Annotated in this window: 26 protein-coding genes and 1 pseudogene; 20 read left to right on the forward strand and 7 right to left on the reverse strand. The window is 69.0% G+C overall.

Annotation, left to right across the window (positions count from 1 at the left end):
• Positions 1–2: 2 nt before the first annotated feature.
• The 3 genes from AC1DJH_RS25320 to AC1DJH_RS25330 are packed head-to-tail and all read left to right on the forward strand — an operon-like array spanning position 3 to position 2,048.
• Positions 3–1,229: a geranylgeranyl diphosphate reductase gene (locus AC1DJH_RS25320; RefSeq protein ID WP_478187594.1), complete on the forward strand. Its 1,227-nt coding sequence runs from the start codon at positions 3–5 to the stop codon at positions 1,227–1,229.
• Positions 1,226–1,720 (forward strand): TspO/MBR family protein, encoded by a 495-nt coding sequence (locus AC1DJH_RS25325; protein WP_472123631.1) that lies wholly within the window; start codon positions 1,226–1,228, stop codon positions 1,718–1,720. Before AC1DJH_RS25320 ends, AC1DJH_RS25325 begins: the two co-directional genes overlap by 4 nt.
• A 10-nt stretch (positions 1,721–1,730) precedes the next feature.
• Positions 1,731–2,048 (forward strand): hypothetical protein, encoded by a 318-nt coding sequence (locus AC1DJH_RS25330; protein WP_478187595.1) that lies wholly within the window; start codon positions 1,731–1,733, stop codon positions 2,046–2,048.
• Here AC1DJH_RS25330 and AC1DJH_RS25335 read toward each other — a convergent pair.
• Positions 2,017–3,513: a c-type cytochrome gene (locus tag AC1DJH_RS25335; RefSeq protein WP_478187596.1), complete on the reverse strand. Its 1,497-nt coding sequence runs from the start codon at positions 3,511–3,513 to the stop codon at positions 2,017–2,019. The genes AC1DJH_RS25330 and AC1DJH_RS25335 overlap by 32 nt on opposite strands.
• Positions 3,514–3,704: 191 nt before the next feature.
• Positions 3,705–4,520: an HAD-IA family hydrolase gene (locus AC1DJH_RS25340; RefSeq protein WP_472123640.1), complete on the reverse strand. Its 816-nt coding sequence runs from the start codon at positions 4,518–4,520 to the stop codon at positions 3,705–3,707.
• Positions 4,521–4,651: 131 nt separating this feature from the next.
• Here AC1DJH_RS25340 and AC1DJH_RS25345 point away from each other — a divergent pair, with 131 nt between their 5' ends.
• Positions 4,652–5,662 (forward strand): LysR family transcriptional regulator, encoded by a 1,011-nt coding sequence (locus AC1DJH_RS25345; RefSeq protein ID WP_478187597.1) that lies wholly within the window; start codon positions 4,652–4,654, stop codon positions 5,660–5,662.
• Here the strand turns inward: AC1DJH_RS25345 and AC1DJH_RS25350 are convergent.
• Positions 5,646–5,960 carry a high-potential iron-sulfur protein gene (locus AC1DJH_RS25350; protein ID WP_478187598.1) on the reverse strand — a complete coding sequence of 105 codons (315 nt, stop codon included), beginning with the start codon at positions 5,958–5,960 and terminating at the stop codon, positions 5,646–5,648. The two genes, AC1DJH_RS25345 and AC1DJH_RS25350, sit on opposite strands and share 17 nt — an antisense overlap.
• A gap of 121 nt (positions 5,961–6,081) precedes the next feature.
• Between AC1DJH_RS25350 and bchI the strand changes: the two genes are divergently transcribed.
• Genes bchI through bchO form a run of 3 tightly spaced genes read left to right on the forward strand, consistent with a single transcriptional unit; the run spans position 6,082 to position 9,838 of the window.
• Entirely contained in the window at positions 6,082–7,104 is a 1,023-nt protein-coding gene (bchI, locus tag AC1DJH_RS25355) for a magnesium chelatase ATPase subunit I (RefSeq protein WP_478187599.1), read from the forward strand.
• The gene (locus AC1DJH_RS25360) at positions 7,101–8,945 is read left to right on the forward strand and encodes a magnesium chelatase subunit D (RefSeq protein ID WP_478187600.1); all 1,845 of its coding nucleotides are present in this window, start codon (positions 7,101–7,103) and stop codon (positions 8,943–8,945) included. The genes bchI and AC1DJH_RS25360 overlap by 4 nt, the downstream gene beginning before the upstream one ends.
• Positions 8,942–9,838, forward strand: coding sequence for an alpha/beta fold hydrolase BchO (gene bchO / locus AC1DJH_RS25365; protein WP_478187601.1), 897 nt, complete (start codon positions 8,942–8,944; stop codon positions 9,836–9,838). Before AC1DJH_RS25360 ends, bchO begins: the two co-directional genes overlap by 4 nt.
• Positions 9,839–10,105: 267 nt before the next feature.
• On the opposite strand, the gene AC1DJH_RS25370 is transcribed toward bchO, so the two are convergent.
• Positions 10,106–10,750, reverse strand: coding sequence for a c-type cytochrome (locus AC1DJH_RS25370; protein WP_478187602.1), 645 nt, complete (start codon positions 10,748–10,750; stop codon positions 10,106–10,108).
• Positions 10,751–10,916: 166 nt separating this feature from the next.
• On the opposite strand from AC1DJH_RS25370, the pseudogene AC1DJH_RS25375 reads away from it, so the two are divergent.
• A pseudogene (locus AC1DJH_RS25375) lies at positions 10,917–11,087 on the forward strand (IS3 family transposase); the annotation flags it as partial.
• A gap of 94 nt (positions 11,088–11,181) precedes the next feature.
• Positions 11,182–11,994, forward strand: coding sequence for a helix-turn-helix transcriptional regulator (locus AC1DJH_RS25380; protein ID WP_478187603.1), 813 nt, complete (start codon positions 11,182–11,184; stop codon positions 11,992–11,994).
• A 36-nt stretch (positions 11,995–12,030) separates the two neighbouring features.
• Here AC1DJH_RS25380 and AC1DJH_RS25385 read toward each other — a convergent pair whose 3' ends face one another.
• Positions 12,031–12,918, reverse strand: coding sequence for a LysR substrate-binding domain-containing protein (locus AC1DJH_RS25385; protein WP_478187604.1), 888 nt, complete (start codon positions 12,916–12,918; stop codon positions 12,031–12,033).
• A gap of 127 nt (positions 12,919–13,045) precedes the next feature.
• Here AC1DJH_RS25385 and phnD point away from each other — a divergent pair, with 127 nt between their 5' ends.
• Genes phnD through phnX form a run of 5 tightly spaced genes read left to right on the forward strand, consistent with a single transcriptional unit; the run spans position 13,046 to position 17,541 of the window.
• Positions 13,046–13,915 (forward strand): phosphonate ABC transporter substrate-binding protein, encoded by an 870-nt coding sequence (phnD, locus tag AC1DJH_RS25390; protein WP_478187605.1) that lies wholly within the window; start codon positions 13,046–13,048, stop codon positions 13,913–13,915.
• The gene (gene phnC / locus AC1DJH_RS25395) at positions 13,912–14,712 is read left to right on the forward strand and encodes a phosphonate ABC transporter ATP-binding protein (protein ID WP_435485577.1); all 801 of its coding nucleotides are present in this window, start codon (positions 13,912–13,914) and stop codon (positions 14,710–14,712) included. Before phnD ends, phnC begins: the two co-directional genes overlap by 4 nt.
• A 2-nt stretch (positions 14,713–14,714) precedes the next feature.
• Positions 14,715–15,557, forward strand: coding sequence for a phosphonate ABC transporter, permease protein PhnE (gene phnE / locus AC1DJH_RS25400; RefSeq protein ID WP_478187606.1), 843 nt, complete (start codon positions 14,715–14,717; stop codon positions 15,555–15,557).
• A gap of 10 nt (positions 15,558–15,567) precedes the next feature.
• A complete protein-coding gene (psrA, locus tag AC1DJH_RS25405) occupies positions 15,568–16,653 on the forward strand; it encodes an iron-containing alcohol dehydrogenase PsrA (RefSeq protein ID WP_472123674.1) in 1,086 nt (361 codons plus the stop codon).
• Between the two features lie 33 nt (positions 16,654–16,686).
• Positions 16,687–17,541, forward strand: coding sequence for a phosphonoacetaldehyde hydrolase (gene phnX, locus AC1DJH_RS25410; RefSeq protein ID WP_478187607.1), 855 nt, complete (start codon positions 16,687–16,689; stop codon positions 17,539–17,541).
• A gap of 14 nt (positions 17,542–17,555) precedes the next feature.
• On the opposite strand, the gene AC1DJH_RS25415 is transcribed toward phnX, so the two are convergent.
• Positions 17,556–18,419: a LysR family transcriptional regulator gene (locus tag AC1DJH_RS25415; protein ID WP_478187608.1), complete on the reverse strand. Its 864-nt coding sequence runs from the start codon at positions 18,417–18,419 to the stop codon at positions 17,556–17,558.
• Positions 18,420–18,540: 121 nt separating this feature from the next.
• On the opposite strand from AC1DJH_RS25415, the gene AC1DJH_RS25420 reads away from it, so the two are divergent.
• The 6 genes from AC1DJH_RS25420 to AC1DJH_RS25445 all read left to right on the forward strand — a co-directional run bounded on the left by AC1DJH_RS25420 (position 18,541) and on the right by AC1DJH_RS25445 (position 24,926).
• Entirely contained in the window at positions 18,541–19,146 is a 606-nt protein-coding gene (locus AC1DJH_RS25420) for a short chain dehydrogenase (protein WP_478187668.1), read from the forward strand.
• On the forward strand, positions 19,143–20,138 hold the full coding sequence (locus tag AC1DJH_RS25425; protein ID WP_478187609.1) for an SMP-30/gluconolactonase/LRE family protein: 996 nt from the start codon (positions 19,143–19,145) through the stop codon (positions 20,136–20,138). Before AC1DJH_RS25420 ends, AC1DJH_RS25425 begins: the two co-directional genes overlap by 4 nt.
• A 219-nt stretch (positions 20,139–20,357) precedes the next feature.
• Positions 20,358–21,644, forward strand: a complete 1,287-nt coding sequence (gene guaD, locus AC1DJH_RS25430; RefSeq protein ID WP_478187610.1) for a guanine deaminase — start codon at positions 20,358–20,360, stop codon at positions 21,642–21,644.
• 100 nt (positions 21,645–21,744) lie between these two features.
• Entirely contained in the window at positions 21,745–22,311 is a 567-nt protein-coding gene (dcd, locus tag AC1DJH_RS25435) for a dCTP deaminase (protein ID WP_018905384.1), read from the forward strand.
• A gap of 120 nt (positions 22,312–22,431) precedes the next feature.
• Entirely contained in the window at positions 22,432–23,319 is an 888-nt protein-coding gene (gene ypfJ / locus AC1DJH_RS25440) for a KPN_02809 family neutral zinc metallopeptidase (protein ID WP_472123692.1), read from the forward strand.
• A gap of 131 nt (positions 23,320–23,450) precedes the next feature.
• The gene (locus tag AC1DJH_RS25445) at positions 23,451–24,926 is read left to right on the forward strand and encodes a DEAD/DEAH box helicase (RefSeq protein ID WP_435439621.1); all 1,476 of its coding nucleotides are present in this window, start codon (positions 23,451–23,453) and stop codon (positions 24,924–24,926) included.
• 42 nt (positions 24,927–24,968) lie between these two features.
• On the opposite strand, the gene AC1DJH_RS25450 is transcribed toward AC1DJH_RS25445, so the two are convergent.
• The gene (locus AC1DJH_RS25450; protein WP_478187611.1) at positions 24,969–25,190 is read right to left on the reverse strand and encodes a hypothetical protein; all 222 of its coding nucleotides are present in this window, start codon (positions 25,188–25,190) and stop codon (positions 24,969–24,971) included.
• Positions 25,191–25,270: the final 80 nt, after the last annotated feature.

Below are 25,270 nucleotides of genomic sequence, written 5' to 3' on the forward strand. Positions count from 1 at the left end.
TCATGCAATCCCTGGAACCCCTGGACTCCGATGTCGAGACCTTCGACGTGGTCGTCGTCGGCGGCGGCCCCGCCGGCGCCACGGCGGCGCACGACCTGGCGCGGCAGGGCCGCTCGGTGCTGCTGCTGGACCGGGCCGGACGCGTCAAGCCTTGCGGCGGCGCGATACCGCCGCGGCTCATCAAGGACTTCGAGATCCCCGATGCCCTGCTGGTCGCCAGGGCGCGCTCAGCGCGCATGGTGGCGCCCAGCGGCAAGTGCGTCGACATCCCGATCGACGACGGCTTCGTCGGCATGGTGGACCGCGAGGTCTTCGACGAATGGCTGCGCGAGCGCGCGGCGCAGGCGGGCGCGGTGCGGCGCATCGGCAGCTTCGAGCGCCTCGCGCGCGACCAGGACGGTGTGAGCGTCGTCCACTATGCCGGGCGCCCCGAGCGCTGCAAGGCCGGCACGCAGCCCGGCCGGGTGCGGGCGCGCAGCGTGATCGGCGCCGACGGCGCGTGCTCCCGCGTGGCGGCCGATGCGATCCCGCGGGCCCGCACGGCACGCTATGTGTTCGCGTACCACGAGATCGTGCAGGCGCCGGCGGCCAAGCCCGAGGGCTACGACGGATCGCGCTGCGACGTGTACTACCAGGGCCAGCTGTCGCCCGACTTTTACGGCTGGGTGTTTCCGCACGGCGACACGCTGAGCATCGGCACCGGCAGCGCCGACAAGGGCTTCTCGCTGCGCTCGGCGGTCGGCCGGCTGCGCACGGCCGCCGGCCTGGCCGATGCCGCGACGCTGCGGCGCGAAGGCGCGCCGCTGCCGATGAAGCCCTTGCCGCGCTGGGACAACGGCCGCGACGTCGTGCTCGCGGGCGATGCGGCGGGCGTGGTCGCGCCGGCGTCGGGCGAAGGCATCTACTACGCCATGGCCGGCGGGCGCTTCGCCGCCGAAGCGGTGGCGCAGCTGCTGCAAGGCGGTGACGCGCGATGCCTCAGGCAGGCCCGGCAGCGCTTCATGAAGGCGCACGGCACGGTGTTCCGCGTGCTGGGCGTGATGCAGTGGTTCTGGTATTGCACCGACCGGCGCCGCGAGCGCTTCGTGAAGATCTGCGAGGACCGCGACGTGCAGCAACTGACCTTCGAGTCGTACATGAACAAGACGCTGGTGCGAAAGAAACCCATGGCCCACGTGCGCATCTTCTTCAAGGACGTCGCGCACCTCCTGGGGTTCGCGCGCGTATGACGGCGCCGCGCCGGGGACGCCTGTGGAAGCCGGTGGCGGTGGCGGCGCTCGCCGCGCTGTGCGTGGCGGTGCTGGGTGCGCTCATGACCGACCTGGGCCCCTGGTACCGCGGCCTCGTGCAGCCGGCGTGGAAGCCACCGGACGCGGCCTTCGGACCGATCTGGACCACCATCTTCGCGCTGGCCGCGAGCGCCGGCGTCATCGGCTGGCGGCGCGCGCCGCGCGGCGGCGTGCGCGAGTGGATGCTGGCGCTGTTCGCGCTGAACGGCTTTCTCAACGTGCTCTGGAGCCTGCTGTACTTCCGGCTGCACCGGCCGGACTGGTCGCTGATCGAGGTGCCCTTTCTGTGGCTGTCGGTGCTGGCACTGGTGCTGCTGCTGGTGCGGGTGTCCAGGGTGGCGGCGGTCTTGCTGCTGCCCTACCTGCTGTGGGTGGCCATTGCGGCGGTGCTCAACTGGGAAACGGTGCGGCTCAACGGGCCCTTCCGCTGAACGCGTTCGCATGGACCCCGGCTTGAACTTTCTCTGGCTGGTCGACGGGGTGATCGTGCTCACCGCCGTCGAAGGCATCGTGCTGCTCGCGCATCACCGGCTCACCGGCGGCGGTCCGAGGCCCGGCAGCTATGTTCTCAACCTGGTCTCGGGCCTGTGCCTGATGGCTGCCTTGCGGTTCGCGATGGGCGGCACCGGCACCTTGTGGATTGCGCTGTGCCTGATGGCCGCCGGCGCGGCCCACGGTGCCGACATGTGGAAGCGCTGGACTGCCGCGGCCGGTGCGGCCGGTGCGGCTAGTGCAGCTTCTGTCCGTCCGCGGCCATGAACACCAGCTGGCTGAACCGTCCCAGCCGCAACGACTGCTCGCTCGCCTCGATCTTCTTGTCGCCGCGCAGCACATTGCAGTAGGCCAAAGACAGGCCGTTGATCAGCTCGGCATTGTTCGCCTTGGGCGCGCGGGCCCGCAGCTGCGCCACCATGTGTTGCGCCCGGGACGGCATCGTCGCGTCGGTCATGCCCGAGAGCTGCGCGGCGATGTCGGCCCGCTGGCTCTCCAGCGCCTTGCCCAGGCTCGGCGTGTCCACCGCCGGGCAACCGCTCGCGCCGCCTGCGTTCATCAGCGTGTCGGCCTTGCGCCGCGCCTCGGCGGCCATGCCAGCCTCCGCCGTGGCGGGCGCGCCGTTGGCCCATGTCTGGCGCACGTAGTTGGTGACGTCGGCAATGTCCTGGTCGGACATGCCCGCGCCGATGGCTGGCATCGGCGCGTACTTTTCGCGGGCCTCCAGCCCGCCCACGATCACGTTGATCACGTTCTGCGGGCCCTTGGCAGTGACGGCACCGTTGCCGTCGAGCGCGGGTATCACCCCTGCCATTCCCTTGCCGTCCAGGCCATGGCAGGAGGCGCAGAAGTTCAGGTAGGCCTCGCCGCCGCGCGCGTCGCGGCCCTTGAAGAGCGCCAGCTTCTGGTCGTTGCCCTTGACTGCCGCGGGCGGCGTGGCTTTCAGGTAGGCGGCGATGGCGAGCAGGTCGGCATCGCTCAGCTGGCTCAGGCTGTGCACGGTTTGCGCCATCGGCCCCAGGGCCAGCGTCTTGCCGGGCGCGATGCCGGTCTTCAGGTAGTTCGCGATCTCCGCGTTGCTCCATTTGCCGACGCCGTCCCGGGCATCGGAGGTGATGTTGGGCGCGTACCAGGAGTCGATGACCCCGCCTTGCAGCGAGCCCTTCCACTTCGACGTGCCGGCCACGGGCCGGGCGTTGTGGCATTCGCCGCAGTGCGCCAGCCCTTCGGCGAGGTAGCGCCCGCGGTTGACTTCGTCGGTCGCGGCCGGGTCGTGCACGACGGTGCCCGGCTTGAAGAACACCTGCCGCCAGGCGAGCAGCGATTCGCGCACGCTGAACGGAAAGGTGAGCTTCAGGGGCGGGCGCGGATTATTCACCGCGGGCTGCGTCATCAGGAATGCCTTGATGGCCATCACGTCGTCGCGGGTGACGGTGGTGTACCAGGGGTACGGCATCACCGGATACAGATATTCGCCGCGGTGTCCGATGCCGTCGTGCAAGGCCCGGTAGAACTGCTCGTCGCTCCAGTTGCCGATGCCGGTCTGCTTGTCGGGCGTGATGTTCGGTGTGGAGATCTGGCCGAAGGGCGTGTCCATGTACAGGCCGCCGGCGAAGGGCTTGCCGCCCTTGCTGGTGTGGCATGCGAGGCAGTCGCCCGCGTTGGCCAGGTAGGCGCCGCGCCGCACCTCGTCCGTCGTGGCGTTGCCTGCGGCCGCTGCGGCCGAAGACATGAGTGCTGCAGCGCTGACCAATGCGAGGACCGCGAGCTGCCGCAAAGCGGTCTTGGAGGCATGCGACATCGCGGCTCCAGTTTTGTCTTGGGGAGCGCACTTTCCGTCGCAGAACGCCTGCCATGTGTACGCCGCCGCGCCGCCGGCGCGTAGGAAGAGCGTGGGACCGGGAGCGCGACGCGCGCCTTGCCTCACTGCACCATGGACGCATGGCGCAGCGCGATGCGCGCCACCTCCTCGCAGGTGAGCCATGCCGCGCCGCTGAGCTGCCGGCCCGGCTCGCCGGGCAGCGGAAACTCGGGGCCGCCCAGGTGGGGCAGCACGAGCGCGGCGTCGACGAAGTCGTGCTGCTCGGTCCAGAAGTTGGAGGTGACGATGGTGCACAGGCCCGCCGCCGTGGCCGCGCGCAGCCCGTGGGCCGAGTCTTCGAAAGCGACCGCATGGCCGGGCCGCACCTCGAGTGCGCGCAATGCGAGCTGGTAGATGTCGGGGGCCGGCTTCTTGCGCGCCACATGGTCGCCGCATGCGATCACGGTGAACATGTCGAGCCCGCGCGGGCCGAAGGCCGACTGCAGCAAGGCGTCGATGGTGGCGGCGGTGGCGGTGCTGGCAATGGCGAGCTTGCAGCCGCGCGCCAGCGCCTCGTCGAGCAGGCGCGCCACGCCGACGCGCAGGGGTACACCGCCGTCCTTGATGGCGGCGCTGTAGAGCCGGGTCTTGTCGAAGTGGATGTCACGCACCATGGTGCCCAGGCGGCCGCGCTCGGCGTCGGACACCGGCAGCGCATCGAGGTAGCTGCGGATGCGCTCCTTGCCGCCGGCCACCTTCAGCAGTTCTCGGTACTCCGCGGCCGGCCAGTGCCAGCCGAGGCCATGCCATTCGAAGGCCCGGTTGAAGGCGACGCGGTGCGCCTCCTCGGTGTCGGCGATGGTTCCGTCGACGTCGAAGATGAGGGCATCGATCTGCATGCCGGGCTCCCGGGTGTCCGGCGCGTTCATGTACCGCATGCGGCCGCTCCTTGGAGGATGGTGGATGGACGGCCGTGGCGGGCCGACAAGGAGCCCAATGTAGGCAAGCCGAAGCATCACGAAAAGTTAAATCTATTTACGAACACCTAAGGTTTTCCTAATATGAATCGATGACGCTTGCACGCAATGCCACCTTCCGGCAGCTTGCCGCCTTCGATGCGGTGGCGCGTCTTGGCAGCGTGTCGCTCGCCGCCGCCGAGATGCACCTGACCCCGCCGGCCGTGTCGATCCAGATCGGCGCGCTCGAGGCCTCCGCCGGCACGCCGCTGGTGCAGCGATCGGGGCGGGGCATCCGCCTGACCGAGGCTGGCGAACTGTTGGCGAACTACGCGGCGCGGCTGCTGGCGCTCTGGCAGGAAGCGGGCGACCAGATGGCCACGCTCCAGGGCGTGTTCTCGGGCACCTTGCGCGTGGGCGCGGTCACCACCGCCGAGTACCTGCTGCCGCCGCTGCTGGTCGACTTCGCCAATGCCAACCCGAAGGTCAAGGTGAAGCTGCAGGTAGGCAACCGTGATGCGGTGGTTCGCATGCTGGCGGGGCAGAGCGTGGAACTGGCGATCATGGGCCGGCCGCCGGCCGAGCTGAAGACGGAGTCGCACGCCTTTGCGAAACATCCGATGGCCTTCGTGGCCGCGCCCGGGCATCCGCTCATGGCCGACAGGCGGCCCGGCATCGAGCGTCTGGCCGACGAGAGCATCCTGGTGCGCGAGCGCGGCTCGGGCACGCGGGCCACGGTTGAACGCATGTTCAAGGACGCGGCGCTGCCGCTGCGCGTCGGCTCCGAACTCTCGAGCAACGAGGCCATCAAGCAGATGTGCGCCGCCGGCTTCGGCGTGGCGTTTCTGTCCCTGCACACCTGCGTGCTCGAAATGAATGCCGGGCTGCTCGCGCTGCTGCCGATTGCCGAGAATCCGATCGAGCGCGACTGGCATGTGATGCACCTGGCGACCCGCCAGCTCTCGCCGGTGGCAAGGGCTTTCGAGGCATTCCTGTGCGCGCAAGGCCAGCAACTGGTGGATGCGCGCATCGCCCGCATCGCGCCCGGTTCGGCGCGTCCGCGCGCGGCCTTGCGGGACGCGCGCGGTCAAGGTTCCGCAAGGATGCTCAGGCGGCCTTCTTGACCCACGCGCTGCACCAGCCCTTGGCGGCAACGATCTTGCCGGCATAGAGCTGGCACGGGCCGGTCGCATCGCTGGCCTTGCCCTGGAAGAGCTGGCAGCCGCTGCAAATCTGATCGGACTGGTGCTGGGGGTACTTGGCCTTGTCGACCTTGGTTGCGTCGGCCTTGTAGCCGAGCGCGGCAGCCTGGGGGTCGGTTTCGGTCAGCGTGGCTGCCTGGGCCGAGGCTTGCGACGCGACGAGGCCGGCGCTGCCGGCGACGACGCTGATCACGAACGTCCTGCGACTTGGGTTGCTCATGGGATGGTCCTTTTTATCAAACGGGCTTCGGAGGAACCGTTGTATAGTCTGACACGTTGCATTGTCAATTAAAAATGACACTTGCGCCTATGAACCACTGATTCAGGTTTGGAGTGCAGCCATGGTCTTTCCTTTTTCGGCCATCGTCGGCCAGGACGAGATGAAGACGGCGATCCTGATCGCGGCGGTGGATTCCTCTGTGGGCGGCGTGCTCGTCTTCGGCGACAGGGGCACCGGAAAATCGACCGCCGTGCGCGCGCTGGCCGCGCTGCTCCCGCCGATGCAGGCCGTGGCCGGCTGCCCCTATCACTGCGACCCCGCTGCGTCGGGCGCCGCCTGCGAGCACTGCGCGGCCCTGAAGAAGGCCAAGACCGCGATGCGCACCGAGCGCGTGCCCGTACCGGTGGTCGACCTGCCGCTGGGCGCCACCGAAGACCGTGTGGTGGGCGCGCTCGACCTGGAGCGCGCGCTGTCCCAGGGCGTCAAGCGTTTCGAGCCCGGCCTGCTGGCGCGCGCGCACCGCGGCTTCCTGTACATCGACGAGGTGAACCTGCTGGAAGACCATCTGGTCGACCTGCTGATCGACGTTGCGGCATCGGGCGAGAACGTGCTGGAGCGCGAGGGCCTGAGCGTGCGCCACCCGGCGCGCTTCGTGTTGATCGGCAGCGGCAATCCGGAGGAGGGCGAACTGCGCCCTCAGCTGCTCGACCGCTTCGGCCTGTCGGTGGAGGTGACCACGCCGCGCGACCTGGCGGTGCGGGTCGAGGTGATCCGGCGGCGCGACGCCTTCGATCGTGACGAGGCAGCCTTCCTGCGGCACTGGCTGCCGCACGACGCCAAGGTGCGCCGGCGCATCCTGGCCGCCAAGGCCTTGCTCGGCCGGGTGCAGGTGCCCGACGCGGTTCTGGAATGCGCGGCGCGCCTGTGCATCAGCCTGGGCACCGACGGCCTGCGCGGCGAGCTCACGATGATCCGTGCGGCGCGTGCGTTGGCCGCGCTCGACGGCCAGGAATTGCTGGACGCCAGCCACCTGCGACGCGTCGCGCCGCTGGCGCTTCGCCACCGGCTGCGCCGCAATCCGCTGGACGACAGCGGCTCGACCGTGCGGGTCGGCAAGGCCGTCGAAGAATTGCTGGGACTATGAGCGCGGGCGCGGCGGCCGCCACACCGGCCAGCGATGCGGCCCTGGTGGCGGCGCTGCTGTGCCTGGATGCGGTCGGGCTGGGCGGCGTTGTCGTCCGCTCGCCCGCCGGAGCGGCGCGCGACGCCTGGCTGCGGGATGTCGCGGCACTGCTGCCCGAAGGATCGCCGTTGCGCCGGCTGCCGCTGCATGTGCAGGACGACCGGCTGCTGGGCGGCCTGGACCTCGCCGCCACCCTGCGGGCCGGCCGGCCGGTGGCGCAGAGCGGGCTGCTGGTCGAGTCCGACGGCGGCATCGTGATCGCCTGCATGGCCGAGCGCATCCCGCCGCGCACGGCGGCCCATCTGGCCGCGGTGCTCGACACGCAGCAGGTCCGCATCGAGCGCCAGGGCGTGGCCGGCTGCCATCCGGCGCGCATCGGGCTCGTCGCGCTGGACGAAGGCATCGCCGCGGACGAACGACTGGCCGATGCGCTGCGCGACCGGCTCGCCTTCAGCCTCGACTCTTCGCACCAGCGCGCCGTGGCCGACGACGGGCCTGTGCATGGCTGGACGCGAGAGCACATCTCGGATGCGCGCGCGCTGCTGCCCGATGTGGCGGTGCCCGCCGCGTTGCGCGAGGCGCTGTGCGCGGCGGCATTGGCGCTCGGTGTGGACTCGATGCGCGGCTCGGTGCTCGCGGTGCGTGTCGCGCGCGCCCACGCGGCGCTGCACGGGCGCCGGGAAGCCGATGCGTCGGACGCAACGCTCGCAGCGCGGCTGGTGCTGCTGCCGCGGGCCACGGTCCTGCCGGATGCAGAGTCGGCGCCCGAACCGGATCGGCAGGCGGGCGAACAGGACGACGCCCCGGCGAACGACACACAGCCCGGACCGCAGGAAGCACCGGCACCTCCGCGCACCGATACCGAAGCCGACCCCGCGCCGGGCGATGCGAGCATGCCGGCGGAGGACCGCGTGCTCGAAGCGGCATCCGCCGTGCTTCCGCCCGGGCTGCTCGCGCTGCTGACTTCGCGACACGCCGAGCGGCGCCAGCCTCGCAGCGCTGGACGCGCCGGAACGCCGGTGTCCGGTGGCCTGCGCGGCCGGCCTGACGGCGTGCGGCCAGGCCATCCGCGCGAGGGTGCGCGGCTGAGCCTCATCGACACGCTGCGCGCCGCGGCCCCCTGGCAGGCGCTGCGCCGCCGAAACGCAGCGCCGCCCGACCCGGCACAGACCCACCCCGCGGTGCTGGTGCAGCGCGAAGACTTCCGCATCGCGCGCGTCAAGCAGCGCAGCGAAACCACGACCGTGTTTGCCGTGGACGCGTCCGGCTCCTCCGCGCTGCATCGCCTCGGCGAGGCGAAGGGCGCGGTCGAGTTGCTGCTGGCCGATTGCTACGTGCGCCGCGACAGCGTCTCGCTGATCGCCTTTCGCGGACGGTCGGCGCAGGTGCTGCTGCCGCCCACGCGGTCGCTGGTGCGGGCGCGGCGCAGCCTGGCGGGCCTGGCGGGAGGCGGAGGCACGCCGCTGGCCACCGCCATCGATGCGACGCTCGCGCTGGCCGAGGTCACGCGGCGGCGCGGCCGTACGCCGGTGGCCGTGCTGCTCACCGACGGCTGCGCGAACGTGGCGCTCGACGGTACCGGTGGCCGCGAGCGTGCCGGGCTGGAGGCACTCCATTCGGCGCGGCTGATGCGGGCCTCGGGCATCCGCACGTTGGTGCTCGACACCTCGCCCCATCCGCAGCCGCCGGCACGCAAGCTGGCCGAGGCGATGGGCGCGGTCTACCTGCCGCTGCCGCATGCCGACGCGCTGGAAATGTCGCGGGTCGTTCGCGCCGCAGTCGTGCACCGGACTGCGCCATGAGCCGCGCGCTGGACTGGAACGTGGACGGCCTGGACTGGCCGCACCGCCAGCACAGCAGCTTCGTGCAGGCCGCGGGCATCCGTTGGCATGTGCAGCAGATGGGCCGCGGGCCGGTCCTGCTGCTGCTCCACGGCACCGGTGCGGCGACCCATTCGTGGCGCGACCTCATGCCGCTGCTCGCGCCGCATTTTTCCTGCGTGGCCATCGACCTGCCCGGACATGGCTTTAGCTCGATGCCCCCCGACGCGCACATGTCGCTGGACGGCATGTCCCGCATGGTGACCGAGCTGCTCGCGCAGCTGCAGCTGAGGCCGGAGGTGGTCGTCGGTCATTCGGCCGGGGCCGCCATCGCGGCGCAGCTGTGTCTCTTCGAGCACCTCGATGCGGATGCCGTGGTGGCGCTCAACGGCGCGTTCTTGCCGTTCACCGGTCTCGCGGGCCTGCTGCTTCCGAAGGTCGCGCGGGCGATGTCAGTCAACTCGATGGCCGCTCGGCTCTTCGCTTGGAGCGCCGCGGATACCAAGGCCGTGCGGCGCCTGATCGGGAACACGGGTTCCATGCTCGACGCGCGCGGCGTGGCGCTCTACGCACGGCTGGTCGGCAACCCGGTCCATGTGGCCGCGGCGCTGCACATGATGGCGCGTTGGAACGTGGCGCCGCTGTGCTCGCGTCTGCCGGAACTGGGACCGCGGCTGCACCTGTTGGCCGGCGCATCGGACCTCGCCGTGCCGCCTGCCCAATCACGGTGGGTTCAGCAACGGGTGCCGGGTGCGAGCTTGGACCGGCTGGACGGTGCTGGGCATCTTGCGCACGAAGAGATGCCGGGCCTGATTGCGGCAAAAGTTCGGGCGCTGCACCGCTCGCGCCTGAACGATGTGATGAGGCGCGCATGAAAAGCGGACGCAAGCTGTCGAGCACACCGGACTTCGAGCCGTTCAGTTACCGCGGCTGGTCGTTCTTGTATTGCATCGTGCCCGACGACCGGGGCCAATTCTGGCCGGTGATCTTCAGCGAGCTGTGCTGGCCGAGCGGGCGGCCGGTCGTCCGATCGGCGTCCGAGCCTTGCCCGACGCCCGGACTTGCAAAACGCTGCGCGCAAAGGAACGCGAGAGCCTGGGTGAAGCAGAGGACGTGTGCTGCCGCCTGCGATCGCTGAAGGCTCAGCGCAGGCCCGCGATGTAGTCGGAGACAGCCTTGATCTCGCGGTCGTTGAGCTTGGCCGCCACGCCGGTCATCGGCACGCTGTTGAGCCGAACGCCGTCGCGGAATGCGGTGAGCTGGGCGGCGACGTAGTCCGCATGCTGGCCCCCAATGCGCGGGTACTGGGCCGGAATGCCGGCGCCGTTGGGACTGTGGCAGCCCGCGCAGGCCGGCACGCTGCGCTCCGCAATGCCGCCCCGGTAGATCTTCTCGCCGATGGTGACCAGGTCGCGTTCCTTGGCGAAGCCCGGCTTTACAACCTTGGAGGCCAGGAACCATGACACATCACGCATCTCGTCGTCGGTCAAGGTCGCGGCCATGCCGCTCATGATGGCGTTCTTTCGCTTGCCCGACCTGAACTCCGTCAGTTGCTTGAGAAGGTATTCGGGATGCTGCTGCGCGAGCTTGGGGTTGGCTGGAATGCTCGAGTTCCCGTCAGCGGCATGGCAGGCGACGCAGGCCTTGGCGCTGTAAGCCTGCTCACCTTTGGCCAGGTCGGGCTTGGCCTTCGCAGGCATGCTGCCGATTGGCGCATCAGCAGATGACGCAATGCCGGAAGTGGCGCCGACGCAGAGGGCGACCAGCAAGAATGCAATCGACTTCATCCTAGGCATCCACAATGCTAGACAGGCGTGCATTCTAGTCCGCCGGGCCTCACGCCGGTGCCCATGGTGAGCCATCGAAGTCGATTCTCTTCGTCGGCCCGCAGTTACCCGCTGTGCGAGGGTTGGTACCACGCCGCCGTCGACCCGCAGCGCGGCGCGGGGCGGCGCGGCGGCAAGCTTCTTGTCGACTTCAAAGACCGAACGTTGCACGCGCAGCGTCTCCCGAACGAGAGAACAAGCCCGGGCCGATGTGTTCGACTGCATCGAGCGGTTTTACAACCCGCTCAGAAAACACTCAAAATTGAACGACCTCAGCCCGGTTCAGTTCGAGCAACAGCGCTTGAAGGGCCAAGTCGGGCGTCCGGGAAACCGGGGAAGCCCATCGATTTCATCAGGGGGCCAGTCCATTGGTAGTTGTTGCCAACAAGAGCTTGCTCGGCGCGTATCTGAAAGTCCGGCGGACCAAGCTGGACCCGGCGGCGCTGGGCTATTCCGCGCTGCGCCGGCGCACGCCGGGGCTGCGGCGCGAGGAAGTGGCGCAACGCGCCCACATCAGCCCCACCTGGTACACGTGGCTGGAGCAGGGGCGCGGCGGCGCCCCCTCGGCGGAGGTGCTCGAGCGCATCGCGCATGCGCTGATGCTCACCGACGTCGAGCGCGAGCACGTGTTCTTGCTGGGCCTGGGCCGCTCGCCCGACGTGCGCTACCAGCAGCGCGAAGGTGTCACGCCGCGGCTGCAGCGCGTGCTCGACGCCCTGGACCCGAGCCCGGCGATCATCCGCACCGCCGCATGGGATGTGGTCGCGTGGAACCGGGCGGCCACCGTCATGCTGATGGATTACGGCTCGCTGCCGCCCGAGCGCAGGAACATCCTGCGCTACATCTTTCTCGACCCGAGGCCGCGTGCCGAGCAACTCGACTGGGACAGCGTCGCGCGTTTCGTGCTCGGCGCCTTCAGGGTGGACGCGGCGCGCGCCGGCGCTGCCGCGGTGGTGCAGCCGCTCGTCGACGAGCTCAGCCATCTGAGCCCCGAGTTCAAGGCCATGTGGGCCGACAACGAGGTCCGCGGGATGCACGGCGAGGCGGTCAAGCACATCTCCCACCCGACGCTCGGCCCGCTCGCGTTCGAGTACTCCGCGTTTGCGGTGGACGGGCGGACCGACCTCAGCATGGTGGTCTACAACCCGGCGACGCCGGAGGATGCGCAGAAGATCTGCGGTGGGGTTGACCGGGCAGCGGCGTAACGTCGCCCTGTTGCCGAATGCCGAAGCAGCGCTTTCTCAAATTCCCGCATCCTCCACCCCCTTGCGCAGCTTGAGCGCCACGTCGAAGAAAGACGCCAGCACGCGGCTGTCGCGCCGTATCTGCAGGCAGTACAGGTAGGTCTGCGTCACGGCAGGGTCGCCCTCGATGCGCACGGTGCGCAGGCGCTCGTCGGGAATGAACTCCGCCTCCGACACGGCACCGATCCCGATGCCGCGCGCGGCCGCCTCGCGAATGGCCTCGCGGCTGCCGATCTCCATCGCCACCTTCGGCCGCACGCCCGCGCGCTCGAAGGCCTCGTCGAGCGCGCGCCGGGTGCTCGATCCGCTTTCGCGCTGCAGCATCGGCTGGCCGTGCAGTTCCTCCAGCCGGATCTCGCCGCGCTTCGCGAACGGGTGGTCCCGGTGCACGAACAGGATCAGCGCGTGCCGCGCATAGGGCGTGGCGCTGAAGCCCGGCGCCTCGTGAAAGCGCGCCAGCACGCCGATGTCGACCGCGTAGGTCTCCAGGTCCTGGAACACGGAGGACGAATTGCCCATGCGAATGGACACGTCCAGCCGCGGGTAGTGCTTGCGGTAGGCGTCGACCATTTCGATGACGTGGAAGGGACCGACGGCTCCCAGCCGGAGCTCACCGGACTGCAGGTCGCCGCTGTCGTGCAGCAGGTTGTACGAGTCGAGCTCCAGCGCGGCGATCTGCCGGGCGATGGGCAGCAGCCGCTCACCGACGCCGGTGAGTTCGATGCGGTGCCCCTGGCGATGGAACAGCACGACGTTGTGCAGGCGCTCCAGCGCCTGGACCTGGGTGGTGAGCGTGGGCTGGCTCAAGCCCACGGCGCGCGCCGCGGCGCTGAAGCTTCCGTGCTGGGCGACGGCGAGGAAGGCGCGGAGTTTGGCTGCTGACATCCATAGATTTTGTGAATGGAACTGTGACAAATCCGTGATCGATCTGATATGCGGGTGTCACATGGCGTTCTTAGCCTTGCGGTAGTTCTCCGACGCCCACCCACCCCATCACCCAACGGAAACCGCCATGACTTCCTTCTTTCGCCTGCGCCGCAGCCTGGTTGCCCTCACCCTTTCCGCTGCCGCCGCCATGCCCGCGCTGGCTGCGCAGCCCCTCACCATCGGCCTGATCCCCGCCGAGGACTCGCAGGCCATGATCGAAAGCAGCCGCCTGGTGCTCGACAGCCTGCAGCAGCAGCTGGGCATGCCGGTCAAGCCCTTCGTCGCCACGGACTACAACGGCGTCATCGAGGCCCTGCGCTCCAAGAAGCTCGACGTGGCCTACCTCGGCCCGTTCTCCTATGTGCTGGCCAACCAGGTCGCGGACGTGGAGGCCTTCGCGGTCGCCGTCACCAAGAAGACCGGGCAGAGCGCGTACAAGAGCGTGATCATCGCGCGCAAGGACAGCGGCCTGGCCAGGACCGCCGACCTGAAGGGCCACACCTTCGCCTTCGTCGACCCGACCTCGGCCTCGGGCCACCTGTTCCCCAAGGCGGGCCTGCTGCAGGCCGGCTACGACCCCGAGACCTTCTTCAGCCGCGTGATCTTCTCGGGCTCGCACGACGCCAGCATCCTGGCCGTGGCCAACAAGAAGGTCGATGCCGCGGCCGTGGCCGACCGCATTCTCGCGAGCGCCATCGCCAAGGGCCAGGTCAAGCCGGACGAGCTGGAGATCGTGTGGTCGTCGAACCCGATTCCCGAGTCGCCGATGGTCTGGCGCAAGGACCTCGCCCCCGCGCTGAAGGCGAAGATCGCCAAGGCCCTGGCCAACGTCAAGGACCTGCCATGGGGCGACCAGGGCGTGCTGAACGGCTTTGCACCGACCAACGACGCGGCCTACAACGTGGTGCGCGACACCGCCAAGGCGCTCAAGCTCGACCTGCGGAGCATGAAGTGATCCGCATCCGGCAACTCACCAAGCGGTACGGCGACAACGCCGTGCTGCGCGGGGTGGACATGGACGCGGCGGCGGGCGAGTTCGTGGTGGTGCTCGGCGAGTCGGGTGCCGGCAAGTCGACCCTGCTGCGTTGCGTGAACCGCCTGGCCGTGGCCGACGGCGGCGAGCTGAACGTAGGCGGCATGGACGCGGTGCGGTGCGCCGACACGCGTGCGCTGCGCCAGCGCGTGGCCATGATCTTCCAGCACCACAACGTGGTGCCGCGCCTGAGCGCGTTGAAGAACGTGCTGACCGGCCGCCTGGGCGCGGTGTCGACGCTGGCGTCGGTCATGCACTTCTTCAGCCGCGAAGACATCGCGCTGGCGCACGAATGCCTGGGCCGCGTGGGCCTGGCGCACAAGGCGCACGAGCGCACCGATTCGCTGTCGGGCGGCCAGATGCAGCGCGTGGGAATTGCGCGCGCGCTGGCGCAGCGGCCCCAGGTGATCCTTGCGGACGAGCCGGTGGCGAGCCTCGACCCGCAGACCTCGCGCAAGGTGCTGCAGTACCTGCACGACGCCTCGCGCGAGCTGGGCATCACCGTGCTGTGCAACCTGCACCAGGTCGACTACGCGCGCGAGTTCGCCGACCGCATCGTCGGGCTGGCGCAAGGCCGCGTGGTGTTCGACGGTGCGCCGCAGGCCATGGGCCCCGACGACATCGACCGCATCTACATGCCGCAGCCCGCGCCCGACAGGAGGGACGCGGCCGCCCCGGCTGCACGGCCGATGCCGCTGGTGGCGGGCACACAAGGTTGACCATGAAGAATCCGTCCAATCCCTCCATTCCTTCCAGCTCCTACGCCTGGACCGGCCCGCTGCCCGAGGGCCGCCGCAGCTGGTTCAACCTGCTGGTCGGCCTTTGCGTCGTGGCCTGGGCGCTGCAATGGAGCGCCGAAGGCGCCCAACTCAGCTGGTCGGAGCTGGCTGGCGGCCTGCCGCAGATCCTCGATTTTCTCGGCCGCACGCTGCCGCCCGACACGCGCATCCTGGGGCGGCTGGTCGCTCCGGCGCTCGAGACGGTGCAGATTGCCGTGTGGGGCACGCTGCTGGCCGTGCTGCCGGCCATTCCGCTGTCGTTCCTGGCCGCGCGCAACCTGCAGAGCAACCGCTGGGTGTACCAGAGCACGCGGCAGGCATTGAACGTGGTGCGCAGCATCAACGAACTGATCCTGGCGCTGGTGTTCGTGTCGGCCGTCGGCCTGGGGCCGTTCCCCGGCGTGCTGGCGCTGGCACTGCACGGCGCGGGCATGCTGGGCAAGTTCTTCGCCGATGCCATCGAGGAGATTGACCAGGGCCCGCTCGAAGCCCTGCGCGCGACCGGTGCGCGGCCGCTGCAGGTGATCGTCTTCGGCGTGCTTCCGCAGGTCGTGACGGCGTGGATCGCGGTGGTGCTCTACCGCTTCGAGGTGAACCTGCGCTCCGCGACCGTGCTGGGCATGGTGGGCGCGGGCGGGCTCGGCTTCGAGCTGGTGAGCAGCCTGAAGCTGTTCCGCTATCCCGAGACGGCCACCTGCATCATCGTCATCACCGTGATGGTGATCGTGGCGGACACGCTGTCGAGCCAGCTGCGCCATCGCATCCAGCGCAACGGGCGGCATTGAACGAACGACCATGTGGACTTGCTACAACCCCGTCGACGTGCACGCCGGCTGCGGCTCGCTGGAGGCACTGCCCCGGCTGCTGGGCCAGCGCCGCGCGATCCTCGTCGCGTTTCCCGAGGCGACTGCGCTCGGGCTCGTCGACCGCATCCGCGGCTTGCTGGGCGACCGCCTCGCCGCCGTCGAGACCGACGTGCTCCCCAACCCCGATGTCGCATGGCTCGGCCCGATGTACGAGCGCCTGTGGCGTGACCACGCGGACGTCGACTGCGTGATCGCGCTCGGCGGCGGCAGCGTGATCGACTGCGCGAAGGTCATGCTCACGCGCACGGCCGCCGGCCGCTTCGACGAACTGCTGGCGCTGATGGAGGGTGCCGAGCCCGCATCGGGCGGGCGGCATCGCCGACTGCTGGCCATCCCGACCACCGCCGGCACCGGCAGCGAAGTGACGCCGTGGGCCACCGTGTGGGACCAGGCGCGCGCACGCAAGCTGTCGCTCCACCTGCCGTGGACCTGGCCGCAGGCGGCCATCGTCGATGCCGACCTGATGCTGAGCCTGCCGCGAGCGGCCACCCTGGCCAGCGGCCTCGACGCGCTGTCGCATGCGCTCGAATCGCTGTGGAACGTGCATCGCAATCCGGTGTCCGCCAGCCTGGCGGTCAGCGCGGCGCGCAGCATCATCGCGACGCTGCCGCAACTGCTGGCGCAACCGGATCGGCCCGAACTGCGCGAACGTCTTGCCACCGCGGCGTTGCAGGCCGGCCTGGCCTTTTCCAACACACGCACTGCGCTCGCACATTCGCTGTCGTACGACATCACGCTGCAGCACGGCACGCCGCACGGCATTGCCTGCTCGTTCAGCCTGCCGCGCATCATGAAGCTCGCGGCGGGGCGCGACGCGGTGCTCGATGCGCTCCTGCTGTCGATCTTCGATGCAGGCCGAATCGACGAAGCCGTCGCTTCCCTGTCGGCGTTTCTCGAAGGCCTGGGCGTCAGCGTCGATCCCGTGAGCTACGGCATTCCCGAAGCGGACTGGGGCGATCGCATCGCGCAGGCCCTGGCCGGGGCGCGCGGTCGCAATTTCATTGCCGCGGCCTGAACACTCAACCTCCACACCCCTTGCACCGACACCATGAACACATCGTCGACCCACACCCCTTTGCCATCGCACCGGCTCCAGGCCGTCATCTTCGACTGGGCCGGCACCCTGGTGGACTTCGGTTCGCTGGCCCCCACGCAGATCTTCGTGGAATCGTTCGCGAGCTTCGGCATCGAGATCAGCCTGGCCCAGGCGCGCGGCCCCATGGGCCTGTCCAAGCGGGACCACATCCGGACCTTGCTGGAAGAGCCCGCCATCAGCGCCCAGTGGCAGGCACGCTTCGGCGCACTGCCCGGCACGGGCGACATCGATGCGCTGTACGAGCGCTTCATGCCCATGCAGATCGAGAAGGTGGGCGCCTATTCGAAGCCCATTCCGGGCGCCATCGAGACGCTGGCCTGGCTGCGCGCGCAGGGCCTGAAGATCGGCTCGTGCTCGGGCTACCCGCGCCAGGTGCTCGATGTGCTGCTGCCGCTGGCCGCCAAGGCCGGCATCGTGCCGGACCATGTGGTGGCGGGCGACGAGCTCGCCGCCGGCGGCCGCCCCGGGCCCTACATGGCGCTGGCCAATGTGCTCGCCCTGCGGGTGAGCGACGTGCGGGCCTGCGTCAAGGTCGACGACACCACGCCTGGCATCGAGGAAGGCCGCAATGCGGGCATGTGGTGCGTGGGGCTGACGCTGTCGGGCAACGAAATCGGCCTGACCGAGGACGCGCTCGGCCGGCTCGCGCCGGCGGAAGTGGCCGAACGCCGCCAGGTGGCGGAGCGCCGGTTGCGCGCCGCCGGCGCGCATTTCGTCATCGACAGCGTGGCCGACCTGCCGCGCGTGATGCACGAGATTGCCCGGCGCCATGACGGGGCGTGCCCGTCCGACATGCCTGCGGCCTGACGCCGGCTGCCCGTTCAGCCCAGGCGCTCGACGACGAAGTCCACGAAGGTGCGCAGCTTGGCGCTGGGTCGCGCCTCGGGCAATCGCGTGATGTACACCTGCCGCGTGGGCAGTTCCCATTCCGGCAACAGCTGCACCACCTGGCCCGATGCCAGCGCGGGTCCGAGCAACGCATCGGCCTGCACGATCACGCCCACGCCGGCCGTGGCCGCGGCCAGCAATGCCTGGCCGTTGTTGGTGGTGAACGGGCCGCGCACCGGCACATGCACGGTCTGGCCGTCGCGCGTGAAGCGCCATGCGTGGTTCGCTCCCCAGGCCGCGAAGCCCAGCAGCGGGAAGGCTTCCAGGTCGCTCGGGTGCGTCGGCAGGCCGTGGCGCGCGACCCAGGCGGGGCTGGCCACGGCGAACATGCGCGCCAGCGCGAGCGGCCGGGCGACGAGGTTCGCATCGACCGCAGCGCCCGAGCGGATGCCGCAGTCGAAGCCTTCCTCTGCGAGATCGACGACACGGTCGTTCAGGCTCAGGTCCACCTTCACCTGCGGATAGGCGGCGATGTACGCGCCGATCACCGGCGTGAGCCGGTGCGCGCCATAGGCCACCGGCGCCGTGACGCGCAACACACCCTGCGGCATGGCGCGCAGCGATTCGGCCACGCCGTCGGCCGTGTGCACGCTGGAGAGCACGTCGCGGCAGCGCTCCAGGTAGGCGGCACCGATCTCCGTGAGCGCGTGGCGGCGCGTGGTGCGCTCCAGCAGGCGCGCGCCCAGTTGTTCTTCGAGCGCGCGGATGTGCTTGCCCACCATCACGGCCGAGAGATCGAGCGCCTCGGCCGCAGCCGCGAAGCTGCCCGCGTCCACCGTGGCGACGAAGACTTCCATGGCGCGCAGCTTGTCCATATTGAGAACCCAAAGTTTCGAATTGCCGAACCGGATGGCAATTTATCAAACTATTGATTCGCAAAACAATGGACCTTCCTTATTTCATCCAGCGGAGTTTTCCATGAAGGTTCTTGTTGTTGGCGCCACGGGCGCAGTGGGCAGCGCGGTGGCACAGGCGCTGGCCGAACGCGGTCATGACGTGCTGCGCGCGGGCCGCACGCGCGGTGACCTGCAGGTCGACATCACGAGCGATGCGAGCGTCGAGGCGTTGTATGCGGCGGTGGGGCGCGTCGATGCGGTCGTGTCTGCGGCCGGCGGTCTTTTCTTCGGGCCGGTTTCGACAATGCGGCCGGCCGACTTCAACATCGGCCTGCAGGACAAGTTGCTAGGCCAGGTGCGGCTCGCGTTGCTGGGCCAGCATGTGCTGGCCGATGGCGGCTCGATCACGCTGACCACGGGCGTAGCGGCCGAAGACCCGGTTCGCGGGGGCAGCAATGCGGCGGCGGTGAATGCGGCGGTCGAGGGCTTCGTGAAAGGCGCGGCAATCGAGCTGCCGCGCGGCCTGCGCATCAATGCGGTGAGTCCGACGCTGCTGACCGAATCGTTGGCCGCGTATGGCGCGCTCTTTCCGGGCGTCGAAACCGTACCGGCTGCGCGCGCGGCGCTGGCCTATGTGCGCAGCATCGAAGGCCCGCTGACGGGGCGAGTGTTTCGCGTATGGCAATGAGCAGGCGCACACGACTGGCCGGCGCGCTGCTCGCGCTTGCCGCGACGGCGGCCACTGCCGCACCCCCCGCCACACCCCCCGCCACACAGGCGCTGCCCGAGGACTGGTATCCGGAGAGCGTGGCCATCGGGCCGGACGGTTCGTTCTATGTCGGCAGCTGGCGCCAGGGCGCGGTCGCGCGGCTGAAGCCCGGCGTTGCGCCCAAGGCCGAAGTGCTCGTGAAGCCCGGCGCCAACGGCCTTGCGAACGGGCAGGGCGTGCTGGTCGATGCGAAGCATCAGGCCCTGTGGGTCTGCTCGGGCACCAGCGGCTTCACCACGGTGCCGCAGACGCCGAGCGCGCTCAAGCGCTACGACCTGGCCACGGGCGCGCCGCGCGCGAGCTATGCGATGCCCGACGAGGGCTACTGCAACGACATGGCGCAGGACGCGGCCGGCAACATCTACGTGACCGACTCCTACCACCCGCGCGTGCTGCGGCTCGCGAAGGGGGGCACCGCGCTCACGGTGTGGAAGGAAGACCCGGCGCTGGGCGGCCCCGGCCCCTACAAGGGACTGAACGGCATTGCCATCGATGGCGGGCGCAGGGTCTATGTGAGCCTGGTGGCCGCAGCGTCCTATCTGCTGCGCATCGATCTGGGCACAGACGGGCAGGCCGGCGAGGTCGCGCGCATCGAGGCGCCGCGCGTGATGAAGAACGTGGATGCCATCCGCGCCTGGAAGCCCGGCCGGCTCGTGCTGTTCGAAAGCAATGCCTTCGGCGACGGGCCTTACGGCGGGCAGGTCGCGGTGGCGCGCGTCGACGGCGCGACGCTGGCCCTGCAGACCGTGGTGACGGGGCTCAACGATCCGTCGTCGGGCGCCGTGCGGGGCGACCGCGTGTATTTCATCGAGTCGAAGTACGCGCTGCTGACCAAGCGCAGGGAAGGCGACGGACCGGTGCCGACCGGGGTGCCCTTCGACATCCAGTCGCACGCGTTGCCGCGCGACTGAAGCCTCGCCCTGTGTTTCGAAGGAGACCGCACCTTGCTTTTGTCGATCGTCGTCGCGCAGTCCCAGATCGTCGATGTCGATCTCAAGGCCGCGGCGGCCGGTTTCGAGGCGCTGAAGGGCGTATAGCGAGGAGCCCGGGACGGTGAGCGCGTTCGTATAGCACTCATATGCGCATGGAAATTGCGATGCGCCGGGGCTGCATTACCCTCCGCATCCACGATGAAAAAAGCCTACCGCGCCTCCCTCCTGCGATTCGACGCCGCCGGCCAGCCCGTTTTCGATGAAGACGGCCTGCTGGTGGTCGCCCCCGACAGCACCGGCCGCCAGCGGGTGCTCGATGCCGGCAGCCACGCCGCCGTCGCGCCGCGCCACACCGATGCCGAAACGACCCACCTGCCCGGGCGCATCCTCGCGCCGGGTTTCGTGGACATGCACATCCACTTTCCGCAGACAGACATCATCGGCTCGCCCTCGCCGGGGCTGCTGCCCTGGCTCGAGAACTACACCTTTCCCGCGGAAGCCAAATTCGTCGACCCTGCGCATTCGAACGAAGTGGCCGACGTGTTCTTCGACGAGCTGCTGCGCAACGGCGTCACGACCTCGCTGACCTTTGCAACGTCGCACGTGGCTTCGGTCGACGCCTTCTTCGAGGGCGCGCAGCGCCGCGGCCTGCGCATGATCACCGGCAAGGTGCTGCAGGACCGCAACTCGCCCGACGGCGTGCGCGACCAGACCGAGCAGAGCCTGCTCGACACCGAGGCGCTGATCCGCAAGTGGCACAACGTCGACCGGCTGGGCTACGCCATCACGCCGCGCTTCGCGCCTGCGAGCACCGACGCGCAGATGCGCGGCGCGGGCGAGCTCGCAGCCAAGTACCCCGACACCTGGATCCAGTCGCACGTGGCGGAAAACCGCGACGAGGTGGCGTGGGTGCGCGAGCTGTACCCGCAGTCGCGCTCCTACCTGGACGTGTACGCCGGCTTCGGCCTGATGCGCGAGCGCGCGGTGTACGCCCATTGCATCTACCTGGACGACACCGACCGCGCCCTGCTGCGCGACACCAGGACGGCGGCGGCCGTCAGCCCGACCAGCAACCTGTTCCTGGGCAGCGGCTTCTTCGACTTCGGCGCGGCCGACCGCGTGGGCTACCCCTACGGGCTGGCCAGCGACGTGGGCGGCGGCACCAGCTTCAGCCCGTTCCACACCATGATGGCCGCCTACTACGTGGGCCGCGAAGGGCAGACCAAGGCCGGCCTGAGCATCGCGCCCTCCGAACTCTGGTGGCGCCACACCGGCGGCGCGGCGCGCGCGCTGGGGCTCGACGGCGTGGTCGGCAACCTGCAGCCGGGCTGCGAGGCCGACTTCCTGGTGCTGAACCCGGGCGCCACGCCGCTGCTGGCGCGCAAGACCAAGCTGGCGAACACGCTGGAAGAAATGCTGTTCGCCATGATCGTGCTGGGCGACGACCGGCTGGTCGAGCGCACGGTGATTTCGCAGGCGGCGTAGCCCGGGGCGGGCAGGGAGGCGGCGGCGGCGGGGTGGTGGCGTCGGGGTGGCGCGTGCCACAATTCGCGCCATTCTTCCCCCGTATCAGCAGCGACCGCATATGAGCATCAAGAGCGACAAATGGATCCGGCGCATGGCCGAGCAGACCGGCATGATCGAGCCCTTCGAGCCCGGCCAGGTCCGCGAGGCCGCCGGCCACAAGATCATCAGCTACGGCACTTCGAGCTACGGCTACGACATCCGGTGCGCGCCTGAATTCAAGGTGTTCACCAACATCCACAGCACGGTGGTCGACCCGAAGAACTTCGACGAGAAGAGCTTCGTCGACATGCACGGCGACTACTGCATCATTCCGCCCAACAGCTTCGCGCTGGCGCGTACCGTGGAGTACTTCCGCATTCCGCGCAACGTGCTGACCATCTGCCTGGGCAAGAGCACCTATGCGCGCTGCGGCATCATCGTCAACGTGACGCCCTTCGAGCCCGAATGGGAAGGCTACGTGACGCTGGAGTTCAGCAACACCACGCCGCTGCCCGCCAAGATCTACGCGGGCGAAGGCTGCGCGCAGGTGCTGTTCTTCGAGAGCGACGAGGTCTGCGAGACCAGCTACAAGGACCGCGGCGGCAAGTACCAGGGCCAGCGCGGCGTCACATTGCCGAAAACCTGACGCAACCCCGGGCCGGGCGCTGACGCCCGGTTACCCCGCGAGACGCGGCGCCAAGTACCATCCTGCGAACGCCGGCAAATACTCCTGAAACCCCCGAAATAAGCCGGCAAGGAGAGCGCGATGAGATGGGAAGGCAATGATCAATCGGACAACGTCGAGGACCGTCGCGGCGAGGGCGGCGGCGGGGGAGGCGGCAGCTTCTTCGGCGGGCGCAGCATCGGCATCGGCACCATCGCGGTCGCGCTGATCGCAGGCTGGGTCTTCGGCATCAACCCCCTCACGGTGCTCAGCATGTTGAGCGGCGGCGGTGGCCCCGCCCAGGTGCAGCAGCAACAGCAGGGCCCGGCGCCCAAGCCACCCTCCGGCGACCGCGAGGCGGCCTTCGTCTCGACGGTGCTCAAGAACACCGAAGTGGTGTGGACGGACATCTTCAAGAACAACGGCGGCACGTACCACGCGCCGCGCCTCGTGCTGTTCCGCAACGCCACGCCCACTGCCTGCGGCACGGGGCAATCGGCGATGGGACCGTTCTACTGCCCGGGCGACCAGAAGGTCTACATCGACCTGGCTTTCTACGACACGCTGAAGAACCAGCTCGGCGCGCCGGGCGAGTTCGCGCAGGCCTACGTCATTGCGCACGAGGTTGGCCATCACGTGCAGGACGAATTGGGTATCACCGCCAAGGTCGACGGCATGCGCAGCCGCCTGAGCCAGACGCAGAACAACGCGATGAGTGTGCGCGTGGAGCTGCAGGCCGACTGTTTCGCGGGCGTGTGGGCTCACCATTCGCAGGAATCGAAGAAGTGGCTGGACCCGGGCGACATCGAGGCCGCGATGAACGCCGCGCAGAAGATCGGCGACGACGCATTGCAGCGTTCCGCAGGCCGCGCGGTGGTGCCCGACAGCTTCACCCACGGCAGCAGCGCACAGCGCCAACGGTGGTTCGGCGCGGGCTACCAGGGTGGCGACATCAAGGCCTGCGACACCTTCAATGCACGCAGCCTTTGAGCTGAATGTGCTTGAGACGCTCGTCAACGCTGATTTGGTTGCTATCGAATAAATAGCAATTCCGTTGACGCGGGCGTTGTCATGCCGCCGTCACTGCCCTTTTTTGCGGCAATGCGACAATAGAAGGCTTAATGACAAGCTCCTTCTCCAATCTAATGCTGGCGGAACCGCTGGCGCGCGCCGTGGCCGAAATGGGCTACGAGACCATGACACCCATCCAGGAGCAGGCCATTCCGGTCGTGCTTTCGGGCCAGGATGTGATGGGCGCCGCCCAGACCGGTACCGGCAAGACGGCCGCGTTCTCGCTCCCGTTGCTCCAGCGCATGCTCAAGCACGAAAACGCCTCGACCTCGCCCGCGCGGCATCCGGTCCGGGCCCTGGTGCTGTTGCCCACGCGTGAACTGGCCGACCAGGTTGCGCAGCAGGTCAAGCTGTACGCCAAGTACACCAACCTGCGCAGCGCGGTCGTGTTTGGCGGCATCGACATGAAACCGCAGACGCTGGAACTCAAGAAGGGCGTCGAAGTGCTGGTTGCCACGCCGGGCCGGCTGCTCGATCACATCGAAGCCAAGAACGCGGTGCTCAACCAGGTCGAGTACGTGGTGCTCGACGAGGCCGACCGCATGCTGGACATCGGCTTCCTGCCCGACCTGCAGCGCATCCTGAGCTACCTGCCCAAGCAGCGCACCACGCTGCTGTTCTCGGCCACCTTCTCGCCCGAAATCAAGCGCCTGGCCGGCAGCTACCTGCAGAACCCCGTGACGATCGAAGTGGCGCGGCCGAACGAAACGGCCTCCACCGTCGAGCAGCGTTTCTTCAGCGTGAGCGACGACGACAAGCGCCGCGCGCTCACGCAGATCGTGAAGCAACGCGGCATCACGCAGGCCTTCGTGTTCGTCAACAGCAAGCTGGGTTGTGCGCGCCTGGCGCGTTCGCTCGAACGCGACGGCCACCGCACCACCGCGCTGCACGGCGACAAGAGCCAGGACGAACGCCTGAAGGCGCTCGCCTCGTTCAAGGCCGGTGAAGTCGACCTGCTGGTGTGCACCGACGTTGCGGCCCGCGGCCTCGACATCAAGGACGTGCCTGCGGTCTTCAACTTCGACATTCCGTTCAACGCCGAAGACTATGTGCACCGCATCGGCCGCACGGGCCGTGCCGGCGCCTCCGGCCTGGCCGTGAGCTTTGCCAGCGGCGGCAACGACGCGCGCCTGGTGGCCGACATCGAAAAGCTGATCAAGAAGAAGATCGAGCTCGAACCCGTCGAGTTCGAGGAAGACCGCCCGCGTGGCCGCATCAACGACGGACGCCGCCACTGGCGCGAAGAAGGCGAAGCCGGCGACGCACGCGACGTGCTCGACCAGCCGCGCGAACGCAGCCCCGCCCTGAGCGGCGGCGGTGACGCCCGACGCGGCGGCGGACGTCCGCACCGCGCGCCGTCCGCATCGCGCGACCCGTTTTTCGACAAGCCTTACGAGCCCGGTGCGCCTGACGCGACCCCGGCGTGGGAAGCCGCTGCAAAGGCCGGTCCCGCGCGCGGTGTGTCGAGCAACATCAAGAGCAAGCGCAAGGTGGCAGCGCTGTTCAAGAGCGCCGAGCCGAGCTGACGCGATTGAACTGCGGCGTTTGATGCGCCGCGGTTCAGTCGATCACCTCCACCCGCGGTGCCAGCCGTATTGCGGGTGATGCCAGCCCCAGCCATAGCGCGGGTGGTAGGCCCACACGAACCCGACGCCCGGTGACACATAGGTTGGCGCAACGTAAGCCACACCCGGCGGCGCTGCGTAGACGGGTTGAGCCGGTGCAACCACGCAACCGGTCAGGGCGGCTGCCAGCGTGGCGGCAGACAAGGCAAGAACAGGGAATTTCATGGCGAAGGTCCTGGGAGTTGTTGTCGGTATGCACAACCAACGCCCAGCCGCTTCGCCGGATGACGGCCCCGTCCCCCTTT

The organism is Variovorax sp. 10N412, from assembly GCF_056394985.1.

What these genes read in the sequence shown, in the direction of transcription:
- AC1DJH_RS25445 (WP_435439621.1), top strand. Translation starts at nt 23,451, where the DNA reads ATGACAAGCTCCTTCTCCAATCTAATGCTGGCGGAACCGCTGGCGCGC.
- psrA (WP_472123674.1), top strand. Translation starts at nt 15,568, where the DNA reads ATGTGGACTTGCTACAACCCCGTCGACGTGCACGCCGGCTGCGGCTCG.
- bchO (WP_478187601.1), top strand. Translation starts at nt 8,942, where the DNA reads ATGAGCCGCGCGCTGGACTGGAACGTGGACGGCCTGGACTGGCCGCAC.
- AC1DJH_RS25370 (WP_478187602.1), bottom strand. Translation starts at nt 10,750, where the DNA reads ATGAAGTCGATTGCATTCTTGCTGGTCGCCCTCTGCGTCGGCGCCACT.
- AC1DJH_RS25360 (WP_478187600.1), top strand. Translation starts at nt 7,101, where the DNA reads ATGAGCGCGGGCGCGGCGGCCGCCACACCGGCCAGCGATGCGGCCCTG.
- AC1DJH_RS25425 (WP_478187609.1), top strand. Translation starts at nt 19,143, where the DNA reads ATGAGCAGGCGCACACGACTGGCCGGCGCGCTGCTCGCGCTTGCCGCG.
- AC1DJH_RS25420 (WP_478187668.1), top strand. Translation starts at nt 18,541, where the DNA reads ATGAAGGTTCTTGTTGTTGGCGCCACGGGCGCAGTGGGCAGCGCGGTG.
- AC1DJH_RS25335 (WP_478187596.1), bottom strand. Translation starts at nt 3,513, where the DNA reads ATGTCTTCGGCCGCAGCGGCCGCAGGCAACGCCACGACGGACGAGGTG.
- phnE (WP_478187606.1), top strand. Translation starts at nt 14,715, where the DNA reads ATGAAGAATCCGTCCAATCCCTCCATTCCTTCCAGCTCCTACGCCTGG.
- guaD (WP_478187610.1), top strand. Translation starts at nt 20,358, where the DNA reads ATGAAAAAAGCCTACCGCGCCTCCCTCCTGCGATTCGACGCCGCCGGC.
- phnD (WP_478187605.1), top strand. Translation starts at nt 13,046, where the DNA reads ATGACTTCCTTCTTTCGCCTGCGCCGCAGCCTGGTTGCCCTCACCCTT.
- phnX (WP_478187607.1), top strand. Translation starts at nt 16,687, where the DNA reads ATGAACACATCGTCGACCCACACCCCTTTGCCATCGCACCGGCTCCAG.
- AC1DJH_RS25340 (WP_472123640.1), bottom strand. Translation starts at nt 4,520, where the DNA reads ATGCGGTACATGAACGCGCCGGACACCCGGGAGCCCGGCATGCAGATC.
- AC1DJH_RS25415 (WP_478187608.1), bottom strand. Translation starts at nt 18,419, where the DNA reads ATGGAAGTCTTCGTCGCCACGGTGGACGCGGGCAGCTTCGCGGCTGCG.
- dcd (WP_018905384.1), top strand. Translation starts at nt 21,745, where the DNA reads ATGAGCATCAAGAGCGACAAATGGATCCGGCGCATGGCCGAGCAGACC.
- AC1DJH_RS25330 (WP_478187595.1), top strand. Translation starts at nt 1,731, where the DNA reads ATGGACCCCGGCTTGAACTTTCTCTGGCTGGTCGACGGGGTGATCGTG.
- AC1DJH_RS25320 (WP_478187594.1), top strand. Translation starts at nt 3, where the DNA reads ATGCAATCCCTGGAACCCCTGGACTCCGATGTCGAGACCTTCGACGTG.
- AC1DJH_RS25450 (WP_478187611.1), bottom strand. Translation starts at nt 25,190, where the DNA reads ATGAAATTCCCTGTTCTTGCCTTGTCTGCCGCCACGCTGGCAGCCGCC.
- AC1DJH_RS25325 (WP_472123631.1), top strand. Translation starts at nt 1,226, where the DNA reads ATGACGGCGCCGCGCCGGGGACGCCTGTGGAAGCCGGTGGCGGTGGCG.
- bchI (WP_478187599.1), top strand. Translation starts at nt 6,082, where the DNA reads ATGGTCTTTCCTTTTTCGGCCATCGTCGGCCAGGACGAGATGAAGACG.
- AC1DJH_RS25345 (WP_478187597.1), top strand. Translation starts at nt 4,652, where the DNA reads ATGACGCTTGCACGCAATGCCACCTTCCGGCAGCTTGCCGCCTTCGAT.
- ypfJ (WP_472123692.1), top strand. Translation starts at nt 22,432, where the DNA reads ATGAGATGGGAAGGCAATGATCAATCGGACAACGTCGAGGACCGTCGC.
- AC1DJH_RS25385 (WP_478187604.1), bottom strand. Translation starts at nt 12,918, where the DNA reads ATGTCAGCAGCCAAACTCCGCGCCTTCCTCGCCGTCGCCCAGCACGGA.
- AC1DJH_RS25350 (WP_478187598.1), bottom strand. Translation starts at nt 5,960, where the DNA reads ATGAGCAACCCAAGTCGCAGGACGTTCGTGATCAGCGTCGTCGCCGGC.